The organism is Mesorhizobium sp. M1403 (assembly GCF_040317695.1).
Lineage (GTDB): Bacteria > Pseudomonadota > Alphaproteobacteria > Rhizobiales > Rhizobiaceae > Mesorhizobium.
Map to the genome: position 1 here is coordinate 73880 of NZ_JAMYKY010000024.1, position 9752 is coordinate 83631.

General features: G+C 63.3%; 10 protein-coding genes and 1 pseudogene. 4 read left to right on the forward strand and 7 right to left on the reverse strand.

The features are described 5' to 3' along the window. Positions 1 to 2: 2 nt before the first annotated feature. The 4 genes from NKH01_RS27960 (at position 3) to NKH01_RS27975 (ending at position 4324) form a co-directional block, all read left to right on the forward strand. The gene (locus tag NKH01_RS27960) at positions 3 to 965 is read left to right on the forward strand and encodes a sugar-binding protein (RefSeq protein WP_352484310.1); all 963 of its coding nucleotides are present in this window, start codon (positions 3 to 5) and stop codon (positions 963 to 965) included. A gap of 113 nt (positions 966 to 1078) precedes the next feature. Continuing rightward, positions 1079 to 2623, forward strand: a complete 1545-nt coding sequence (locus NKH01_RS27965) for a sugar ABC transporter ATP-binding protein (protein WP_023718225.1) — start codon at positions 1079 to 1081, stop codon at positions 2621 to 2623. A gap of 23 nt (positions 2624 to 2646) precedes the next feature. Beyond that, complete coding sequence (locus NKH01_RS27970) at positions 2647 to 3642, forward strand: ABC transporter permease (RefSeq protein ID WP_023677502.1); 996 nt, start codon at positions 2647 to 2649, stop codon at positions 3640 to 3642. Between the two features lie 151 nt (positions 3643 to 3793). Then, positions 3794 to 4324, forward strand: a complete 531-nt coding sequence (locus tag NKH01_RS27975) for a DUF2231 domain-containing protein (protein WP_352640268.1) — start codon at positions 3794 to 3796, stop codon at positions 4322 to 4324. A 90-nt stretch (positions 4325 to 4414) separates the two neighbouring features. Here the strand turns inward: NKH01_RS27975 and phnN are convergent, their stop codons facing one another. The 7 genes and pseudogenes from phnN to NKH01_RS28010 form a co-directional block, all read right to left on the reverse strand. After that, positions 4415 to 5044, reverse strand: coding sequence for a phosphonate metabolism protein/1,5-bisphosphokinase (PRPP-forming) PhnN (phnN, locus tag NKH01_RS27980; protein ID WP_353023392.1), 630 nt, complete (start codon positions 5042 to 5044; stop codon positions 4415 to 4417). After that, a complete protein-coding gene (locus NKH01_RS27985) occupies positions 5041 to 6180 on the reverse strand; it encodes an alpha-D-ribose 1-methylphosphonate 5-triphosphate diphosphatase (protein WP_352918229.1) in 1140 nt (379 codons plus the stop codon). Before NKH01_RS27985 ends, phnN begins: the two co-directional genes overlap by 4 nt. An 80-nt stretch (positions 6181 to 6260) precedes the next feature. Further along, positions 6261 to 6968 (reverse strand): DUF1045 domain-containing protein, encoded by a 708-nt coding sequence (locus NKH01_RS27990; protein ID WP_353023394.1) that lies wholly within the window; start codon positions 6966 to 6968, stop codon positions 6261 to 6263. Positions 6969 to 7120: 152 nt separating this feature from the next. Beyond that, complete coding sequence (gene iolB, locus NKH01_RS27995; protein WP_353023396.1) at positions 7121 to 7930, reverse strand: 5-deoxy-glucuronate isomerase; 810 nt, start codon at positions 7928 to 7930, stop codon at positions 7121 to 7123. 2 nt (positions 7931 to 7932) lie between these two features. Further along, the gene (locus NKH01_RS28000; RefSeq protein WP_023718232.1) at positions 7933 to 8151 is read right to left on the reverse strand and encodes a DUF3329 domain-containing protein; all 219 of its coding nucleotides are present in this window, start codon (positions 8149 to 8151) and stop codon (positions 7933 to 7935) included. A 42-nt stretch (positions 8152 to 8193) separates the two neighbouring features. Further along, entirely contained in the window at positions 8194 to 9111 is a 918-nt protein-coding gene (gene iolE / locus NKH01_RS28005; RefSeq protein ID WP_353005814.1) for a myo-inosose-2 dehydratase, read from the reverse strand. A gap of 46 nt (positions 9112 to 9157) precedes the next feature. Beyond that, a pseudogene (locus tag NKH01_RS28010) lies at positions 9158 to 9625 on the reverse strand (thiamine pyrophosphate-dependent enzyme); the annotation flags it as partial. Positions 9626 to 9752: the final 127 nt, after the last annotated feature.

Below are 9752 nucleotides of genomic sequence, written 5' to 3' on the forward strand. Positions count from 1 at the left end.
ATATGAAATCTGCGATACGAAATGCGTCCGTCGCCGCTGCGGCCCTGCTGCTCGGCCTGTCCGTCAGCGCAATTGCGCGTGCCGACGACAAGCCGACACTGGCCTTCGTCGTCAACGGCGCTTCCGATTTCTGGAAGGCTGCCGAAGCCGGGGTCAAGAAAGCTCAAGGCGAATTGCCCAATTACAATCTAGAACTCAAATATCCGGAGCAGTCCTCGGTCGCCATCCAGCAGCGCCTGATGGACGATCTGGTGACGGCCGGTGTTAAGGCGATCATGGTCTCGGCCGTCGACCCCAAGACGTCGACCGACGGGCTGAACAAGATCGCCTCGGAAACGGCGTTGTTCACCACCGACAGCGACGCACCGCAGACCAAGCGTGTCGCCTATATCGGCTCGTCCAATGTCGATGCCGGCAAGCAGGCGGCAGAGATTGCCAAGAAGGCGATGCCAGATGGCGGCAAATGCCTCGGCTTCGTCGGCCTACTCGGCGCCGACAATGCCAAGGAACGCATCCAGGGCATGAAGGACGGCCTCGCCGGCACCAAGATCGAACTGGTCGACGTGCGTGGCGATGACATCGACCAGGCCCGCGCCAAGAAGAACGTCGAGGACGCGCTGGTCGCCAGCCCCGACGTCACCTGCATGGTCGGCTTCTATTCCTACAACACGCCGCGTATTTATGAGGCGCTGCGCGATGCCGGCAAGCTCGGCCAGATCACCGTCGTTGGCTTCGACGACGATCCGATCACGCTGGGCGGCGTCAAGGAAGGCACCGTCGCCGCCACCGTCGTACAGCAGCCCTTCGAATGGGCCTATCAGGGCATGAAGCTGATGGCCGCCTATCTCGAAGGCAACAAGTCGGGCGTTCCCGCCGATGGACTGATCATCATCCCGACCAAGATCATCGGCAAGGACGATGTCGACGCCTACGCCGCCAGCCTCAAGGCGATGTCTGGAAACTGAGCAAACTAGGTTGCGCCGGCTCAAGGTTCGCCTTGAGCCGGCGTTCTATTGACGGGCCTCGCGAGGCCCGTCAGTCTGAGTCCAAAACGGCTCACCGGCTGCTGTCAGGCGTGATGAATTATTCCGACCCATCCATCGTTGCATCCACGGACGCTCCGTTCCTGAGCCTCAACGGTGTGCGCAAGACCTATCCCGGCGTTGTCGCGCTGGACGGGTTCTCGATCGAGGTCAGGCCCGGCGAGGTCATCGGCCTGGTCGGCGAAAACGGCGCCGGCAAATCGACGCTGATGAAGATCCTCGGCGGCGTCACCAGGCCGGACACCGGCACCATCATTGTCGATGGCGCCGCCCATGACGGGCTGACTGTCGAGGCCAGCATCGGTTCGGGCATCGCCTTCGTCCACCAGGAACTCAACCTGTTCGAAAACCTCGACGTCGCCGCCAATATCTTCTTCGGCCGCGAACCGCTGCGCGCCGGCCCGCTCAAGCTGGTCGACCGCGCCAGGCTGCGAGCGCTGGCGGCGCCGCTGCTCAAACGCGTGGGCGCCAATTTCTCGGCCGATACGCCGGTATCGGCGCTGTCGCTGGCCCAGCAGCAAATGGTCGAGATCGCCAAGGCGCTGTCGATCAAGGCAAGGCTGGTTATCCTCGACGAGCCGACCTCGAGCCTGCCGATCGCCGAAACCGACAAGCTGCTTGGTGTCATCAAGGCGCTGAAGGCAGACGGCATCAGCGTCATTTTCATCTCACACCGCCTGCACGAGGTCGAGCGCGTCGCCGACCGCGTCGTCGTGCTCAGGGACGGCATGCTCGCCGGAACTTTGCCGAAGAGCGCCATCAATCACGACCAGATGGTCAAGCTGATGATCGGCCGCATGCTCAAGGAGAGGGAGAAGGCCGCAGAATCGGCGCGCCCGCCGGGCTCTGTCGCGCTGTCGGTCAAGGCCATTCGCACCGCCGCCTATCCCGACCGGCCCGTCGACCTCGACGTCAGGCATGGCGAGATCCTCGGCCTTGCCGGTCTCGTCGGCTCCGGTCGGACGGAGCTGGCGCGCGTGCTGTTCGGCATCGACAAGAGCTTTGGCGGCTCGTTCCAACTTGACGGAAAAGATCTGGTTCTTGGTTCGGCCGCGGACGCAGTGGCCAACGGTATTTTCCTCGTCCCGGAAGACCGCAAGCTGACCGGCATCCTGCTCGATCTGTCGATTGCCCAGAACATCTCGCTGCCCAATCTGCCGGCGCATTCGCGGCGCTCGCTGGTCTCGGCCAGCGCCGAGGCCGCCACCGCCGAGAAACAGAAGACCGATCTGGGCATCAGGGCGCCCTCCGTGCAGACGCGTACCGGCACGCTGTCGGGCGGCAACCAGCAAAAGGTCGTGCTGGCCAAATGGCTGGCGATGAAGCCGAAGGTGATGATCCTCGACGAGCCGACACGCGGCATCGACATTGGCGCCAAGGCCGAGATCTACGGGCTGATGCGGGCGCTGGCCGATGCCGGCGTCGCCGTGCTGATGATCTCCAGCGACATGGAGGAGGTGATCGGTGTTTCCGACCGCATCGCCGTCATGCATGAAGGCCAGATCTCCGGCATTCTCGACAAGGAACGGTTCAGCCAGGAAAACGTGCTGCTGCTGGCGGTCGGCAAGCAGCCGAAATAGTTCGCCGGCATTGGGAGACGACGATGAGCAAGAAAGATCTCGGCCTGCTGATCCTGATCCTGGTGGTCGGCGCGGTGGTAGCGATCATCAACCCGCGCTTCCTGCTGCCGATCAATCTCGCCAACACCTCGAACCTGATCGGGTTGTTCGGCATCCTGTCGATCGGCCAGGCTTTCGTCATCATCACCGGCGGCATCGAATTGTCGGTCGGCTCGGTGGTTGCGCTGCTCGGCGTGCTGTTCATCGACTTCATCGCCACGCGCGGCATGGCCTGGCCGGTCGCCCTGCCGCTGATCCTGGTGCTCGGCGGCATCATCGGGCTGGCGCATGGCTGGCTGATCACCCGGCTCAAATTGCAGCCTTTCGTGGTGACCTTGTGCGGCCTGCTGATCTATCGCGGCGTGGCGCGCTTCTATACCGCCGACGGCACCGCCGGCTTTGCCTTCGGACAGAACTTCCCGGAACTCGAGTTCCTGACGGCGGGGCGGTCCTGGGGCGTGCCGAACAGTTTCATCGCGCTGATCGTCATCGCCGTCGTCATGTGGGTGGTGCTGCACCGTTCGGTGTTCGGGCGATATCTCTACGCCATCGGCAAGAACGAGGAAGCGGCGAAATATTCCGGCATCCGCACCGGCCGCATCGTCATGGCCGCCTATGTCATCTGCGGCGTGCTGACGGCGCTGTCGGCTATCTATTTCGCCATGTACACACGCTCGATCTCGCCGGCGAGCCACGGCCAGTTCTACGAGCTCTACGCCATCGCGGCAGCGGTGCTCGGCGGCTTCTCGCTGCGCGGCGGCGAAGGCTCGCTGATCGGCGTCCTGCTCGGCACGGTGCTGCTGCAGGAGTTGCAGAACCTCGTCAACCTGCTCGGTATCCCGTCCTCGCTCAACTTCGCCGTGATGGGCGGGGTGATCCTCATCGGCGTTCTGGTCGACCAGCAATGGGGCGTGTTCAGGGCGCGGCGGCGGATGCTGGAAGCCACCCGCAAGGGCGTGGCGGGTGCTGCCGCGGAATGACGCAAAAATAGCTGGATGAAATACGCCGACTGCCATTGGCAGGCATGAAAAGGTCAGCCTGAGCTTCGCGACAGCAGTTCAGGTTAATCTCTATTTGGAACGAAACCCGTATCTGAGCGTTTATTTAAGCTTTGCTACGCGGAGGCGTCCCATGCCCATGAATCCAGTAAGTACCGCAAAGGTAGGAACTCACCCCCTCCACCCGATGCTGATACCTTTTCCTGTCGCGTTTCTTGTCGGTGCCTTTGTCACCGACCTGGTTTTCTGGGGGACTGCCGACGCCTTCTGGGCACGGGCATCGATGTGGCTGATCGGGGCAGCTATCGTAATGGCGCTTCTCGCTGCGACAGCTGGTTTTATCGACTTCCTCAACGAGCCGCGCATTCGCGCCTTGTCCGACGCCTGGTACCACATGCTGGGCAACTTGACCGCGGTCGTTGTGGCTCTGATCAATTTCTACCTTCGCTATGCTCAAGGCGCCGAGGCCGCGGTCCGACCGTGGGGCGCGCTGTTGTCGTTCATAGTGGTCTGCATACTGCTGTTCACCGGCTGGAAGGGCTGGGAGATGGTCTATCGGCATCACGTTGCAGTTCTGGATACACCGGCGGATGCACCAGCGAAGCCTTCGACAACCACTAGCACGGATACTCATCACGCTGGTCGGGACCGGCACGCCGCGTGAGGCCATAATCCCGAACAGTGGATACCGGTTTCCAAAAAGATATGATTAGACAAGTAGCGCCCATCCCGAATGCATCGGATGGGCGCCACTTTAGATAAGGCCCGACATGTCGGAGAAGGCCATGGCCTTGCGCAGCACCTCGGCGAAGCGCTCGCCGGCGGCTTCGCGAGGACCGCTATTGTCGATGGAGGTGACACCCGGTCCGGACAGCGCCACATTGGCGCTGCGCGCCAGCCGTGCCAGCACTTCACCGCGCGATTCGCGACCGCGCAATGCCAGCCGTTCGGCCAGGATATCCGGTGTAGCTGTGATCTCGACGACAGCCAGATTGGCGTAGCGGTCCCGCAGTGTCGGGATGATCGCGCGCGAGACGTTGGCGATCGCGACACGGCCGTTGGAGACTGACCAGTCGACTTCGGCCGGGATGCCATAGCGCAGGCCATGCGCCTCCCAGGAAATCGCGAAGGCGCCATCCGCTTCGGCCTCGACGAAGGCAGCGTCGGCTAGCGTATCGTGATCCTCGGTGGCCGCATCGCTCGGCCGGGTGATCACCCGGCGAACGAACTCCAGCCGGCTCTCGTCGGCAAACATGGCGCGCGCATAGCCGATCACCGTGTCCTTGCCGGCACCGCTCGGTCCGACGACGGCGACGAAGACGCCGTCGCGGATTGGAAATCCCGCGGCGGACAATTCACGCTCGACCGATGCCGACACCATCATGCGACCCGCCGTCCCTGCCGCCACACCGTGCGGACAACCGGGACGTGATCGTCGACGCGCACGCGAACCAGATCGGCGCGCCGGCCGGGCTCGATGACACCGCGATCGGTGAGGCCGACCGCCTCGGCCGGGTTCTTCGACACCATCGCCACTGCCTGAGGCAACGAGATGCCCTCGACCACGTCGCCGAGGAAAAAGGCCGACTGGATCAGGCTGAACGGAATGTAGTCCGATGACAGGATATCGAGCAGGCCGTCGCCGGCCAGTGTGCGGGCCGAGACATTGCCCGAATGCGAAGCGCCGCGCATGACGTTCGGCGCGCCCATCAAAACGCCGAGCCCTGCCTCTTTCGAAGCCCGAGCCGCCTCCTCGGTGGTCGGGAACTCGGCGACACGGACGCCTTGCTCGATCGCTTCATCGACATGGCTGACGGTTGCGTCGTCATGGCTGGCGAGCACGATACCGCGCTCTTTGCACGCAGCGGCGATGAAGCTGCGGTTCGGGCTCGAGTTCTTCGCCGATTCCGCCATCCGCTTTTCGCAGAATTTCTGGAAATCGCGATCGGTCAGCTTCAGCTTGCGCTGGTAGTAATACGCATAGGTTTCGAGATCGACGAATTGCCGCTGTCCCGGCGCGTGGTCCATCAGCGACGCCAGCCTGACCCGCTCGTCGCCGTCGAAATTGGCGAAGGCTGTGAGGCAGTCCGGCGCCGAAACCTCGCAGCGCAGATGGATGAAATGGTCGGCCCTGAGCCGGTCCTGCTGGACGCTGTCCTCAATCGCCTCGGCCAGCTTGCGTATGTCGGCGGCCGTCAGGTCGGCGTCCTCGTCCATACCGACGCGCAAGGCGTCGAGCACGGTGGTGATGCCGGCGGTCGCCACCTGCGCGTCGTGGGCGAGCACCGCGGCGATCGGGTTCCAACGCACTTTCGGCCGTGGCGCGTAGTGGCCTTCGAGATGGTCGGTGTGGAGCTCGACCAGGCCAGGGATGATGAAGTCGCCGCCCATGTCCTCGCCGCTGCGGCCAGCGCCGGGAGCAATGTCGGCGATCACGCCGTCGCGCAGCACGATCGACCCTTCGACGATCTGGTCGGCAAGCACGATGCGGGCGTTGTCAAGAACGGTCTCGGCGGTCATTTCAGGCAGTCCTCGGAGCATTTTGCAGCCAACTGAAAATGGATTGGCGTCGCACAATGCGGTTAAAGCAAATAGTCATCTCAGGCAGTTCTTCTGGCCGGGCGGCGCCCGAGCGCGTGATGGGACAGCACCATGAACGGCGCACCCGGCTCAGTTTCGACAAACAGCGTCAGCGCGTCCACCGGCACCGGCCGTTGCAGCGCGTCCGCAAACAGGCTGTCGATTGCTAGGCGAAGACGAGGGCTTTCCTGTGACGACACCCGGCCGGACAGGGTCATATGGAAACGAAACGTCTCGAAGACATAGGGGTAGCCCCATTGGCAGAGATTGCGGAACTCATCGGGCTTCAGCGAGTCGGGGCTGCGGCGTTCAATCTCCGCGTCTGTCAGCGGCGCGCGAAAGCGGTCGAAGCCGCGCACCACATCATCGGCGAAACGGTTGAGCCCCGGCAGCGGTGCTTCCGGCACGAGCGCGAAAAAGCTGTCGATTTGGCTGACGACGAGACGCGGGACCGTCATCACCGGCGTCGCCTCGGCAAAATCGTCGAGTGCGGCGCGAAGCGAGGCCTCCGTCTCGTTTGAAGCCAGCCGGAAGGGCGCCTTCAGCGTCGCATGAAAGCCGTAGCGGCGCGCCGAGGCGGTATGGAAGGCAACTTCCGCTGCCGACAACTCGCCCACCGCCTCGACCGGCCTCGTGGCGGCACCGAAGGGATCACGGCCGAGCCAATTGGCGGCGATCCGCGCCAGCGGTTCGTCCTGCAGGGGGGTGAAATAGATCGCGTAGCGCATCGAAGTTCCTCGTCAGCCCCGCTGCCATAGGCGATTTGCATGACGAAATGACGAAGCTTTGCAGCGTTTTCGGTAACAAAACGACACAGCCTGGTCATTAGCCGACGATTTTTTCGGCTTGGACCAGCGGTTGAGAAGCGAAGGGGAAACGGTCAGGCCATCAGCCATTCGTGCTCGGGCGCGTTGTGGAATTTCCACGTCCGCTTCGGTCCGGCCATGACGTTGAGATAATAGAGATCATAGCCGTGGCAGGCGGCGCAGGGGTGATAACCCTTGGGTACCAGCACGACGTCGCCGTCCTCGATCGCCATCGCCTCGTCGAGCGAACGAGAGCCGTTCTGGTCGGCATCGGTGTAGACGCGCTGGAAAGCAAAGCCCTGCGGCGGGTTGAGGCGGTGGTAATAGGTCTCTTCGAGATAGGATTCGGCCGGCAGATTGTCCTGGTCGTGCTTGTGCGGCGGATAGCTCGATGTGTGGCCGCCCGGCGTGATGACCTCGACCACCAGCAGGGAATCGGCCGGCTCGCCCTCCGGCAGGACGTTGGTGACGTAGCGCGTGTTGGTGCCTTTGCCGCGGGTCTCCTGGCCGAGATCCTTCGGCGCAATGATGCGGACCGGCAGACCGCCGCCAAGCCCCGGCGCCGAGCACACGGCGAGTTCGAGATCGGTATCGGCGCTCACCGACCACTCCGAGCCCTGCGGCACATAGACCGACCACGGCTTGCCCTTGAACGGCGACATGCGTTCGCCCAGGAGCCCGAGATCCTTGCCGCCGGCCTTGACCTTGCCCTTGCCGGTGACGAATACCAGACAGACCTCACGATCCGCGGTTTGCCCGGAAGCGGTGTCGCCGGGCCTCAGCCGATGCAGATCGAAGCCGACATAGGTCCAGCCGGCGTTTTGCGGCGTCACATGGGCTATGCGGCCGTGGCCCTTATTGGCTTTGACGAGCAGCTTCGACATGGTCATTCCTTCGGTTTGGCGTTTGCCGATGGCTTGTCTTCGTCGGCCGGTTTGTAGAGGTAGAAAAACTGCCAGACCGCATAGCCGGCGAAGCCGAGCGCGATCACGCCCCAGAACGGCGTGCCGGTAGCGAATTCGATCACCGACCAGACCAGGCAGACCGCGACAATGGCGACGCGCCGCCACAAAGGCCGGAAAAACGGGTGCTCGGAGTCTTTCATCGGATAAACGCCGGCATAGGATCAGCCCTTCCTCGCGAACTCTCAAGCATTGGGAAAGCCCTGTGTCTCAACCGTATAGCCGGCCGCCGTCATCACCCGCATCAATTCCTTGTAGCCGACCTGTGCCATCTTGAGTGGCGGGTTCTTCTTCGGATCCTGCTCGGCCTCGACCACGAACCAGCCTTCATAGCCGTGGTTGGCGAGCCTCTGGACGATGGCGCCAAAATCCAGCGATCCATCTCCCGGCACGGTGAAGGCACCAAGTGCTACCGCGTCGAGGAAGGATTGCTTGTTGCGATCCAGCTTTTGGATCACCTGCATGCGTACGTCCTTGACATGCACGTGGTTGATGCGCCGGTGGTGGTTGTCTATCGCGCGCAGCACATCGCCGCCGGCAAAGGCCAGGTGACCGGCATCGAGCAGCAGCGGAATGCCCTCTCCCGAATAGCGCATGAAAGCGTCGAGCTCCGGCTCGGTCTCGATCACCGCCGCCATATGATGATGGTAGGAGAGCGGCATGCCTTGCCCGGCACACCATTCGCCGAACTCGGTTAGCCGCCTAGCGTAGGCTTTCATCTCATCGTCCGACAGCCTCGGCTTGATGGCAAGCGGTTTCGAGCGGTCGCCCTGGATGGAACGGCCGACTTCACCATAGACGATGCAGGGCGCATTCACCGCCTTGAACAGGTCGATCATCGGCTGGATACGAACCTTGTTCTTCGCCATGTCTTCGTCGACCAGCGTCCCGGAGAACCAGCCGCCGCACAGCGTCACGTCGGCCTCTTTCAGGATCGGCAGCATGATCTCCGGATCGTTGGGAAAGCGGCGGCCCATTTCCATGCCGGTAAAGCCAGCCGAGCGCGACTGGCGCAGGCACTCCTCCAGCGACACATCATCGCTGAGTTCGGCAAGATCGTCGTTCCACCATGCAATCGGGGACATGCCCAGTTTGGCTTTCAAGTCGTCACTCCAATTTCTGACATTCGAGGCGGCGTTGGCGGGCGCGTTAAAACCGCCGCCCGCTCAGCGCTTCCTCATATTTCTTGCGCGCCGCGTTCACTTGCGGCCGTGCCGAGACTTCCGGCACTGCGACATCCCACCAGCTTCCACCGGCCTCGGTCGAAGCCAGCGGGTCGGTGTCGATGACCAGCACGGTCGTTCGCGTATTCTTCTTCGCTTGCGCCAGGGCCGTTTCCAGCCCGGCGATCGACGCCACTTTTTCGGCAATCGCACCCATGCTTGCAGCATGCGCGGCGAAGTCGATCTCGGGCAAGGTCTCGTGACGAGCGTCCTTCAGCAAATTGTTGAAGTTGGCGCCGCCGGTCGCCATCTGCAGCCGGTTGATGCAGCCATAGCCGCGGTTGTCGAGCAGCACGATGGTCAGCTTGAGGCCGAGCATCACCGACGTAGCGACCTCGGAATTGAGCATCAGGTAGGAGCCGTCGCCGATCATCACCACAACCTCCTCGTGGGGGGGGGGGGGGAGAGGGGGGCGCCCCCGCGCGGGGGGGGGGGGGGGGGTGGGGGCGGCGGGGGCCCGGGGGGGAATTAGGGCGGGGGGGGGGGGGGGGGGGTGGGGCGCCGGGGGGGCCGGCGGGGGG

Excerpts from the sequence above, each read along its gene's own strand:
- NKH01_RS27960 (WP_352484310.1), top strand. The coding sequence starts at position 3 with ATGAAATCTGCGATACGAAATGCGTCCGTCGCCGCTGCGGCCCTGCTG.
- NKH01_RS27970 (WP_023677502.1), top strand. The coding sequence starts at position 2,647 with ATGAGCAAGAAAGATCTCGGCCTGCTGATCCTGATCCTGGTGGTCGGC.
- NKH01_RS27965 (WP_023718225.1), top strand. The coding sequence starts at position 1,079 with ATGAATTATTCCGACCCATCCATCGTTGCATCCACGGACGCTCCGTTC.
- NKH01_RS27985 (WP_352918229.1), bottom strand. The coding sequence starts at position 6,180 with ATGACCGCCGAGACCGTTCTTGACAACGCCCGCATCGTGCTTGCCGAC.
- NKH01_RS27975 (WP_352640268.1), top strand. The coding sequence starts at position 3,794 with ATGCCCATGAATCCAGTAAGTACCGCAAAGGTAGGAACTCACCCCCTC.
- NKH01_RS28000 (WP_023718232.1), bottom strand. The coding sequence starts at position 8,151 with ATGAAAGACTCCGAGCACCCGTTTTTCCGGCCTTTGTGGCGGCGCGTC.
- phnN (WP_353023392.1), bottom strand. The coding sequence starts at position 5,044 with ATGATGGTGTCGGCATCGGTCGAGCGTGAATTGTCCGCCGCGGGATTT.
- iolB (WP_353023396.1), bottom strand. The coding sequence starts at position 7,930 with ATGTCGAAGCTGCTCGTCAAAGCCAATAAGGGCCACGGCCGCATAGCC.
- NKH01_RS27990 (WP_353023394.1), bottom strand. The coding sequence starts at position 6,968 with ATGCGCTACGCGATCTATTTCACCCCCCTGCAGGACGAACCGCTGGCG.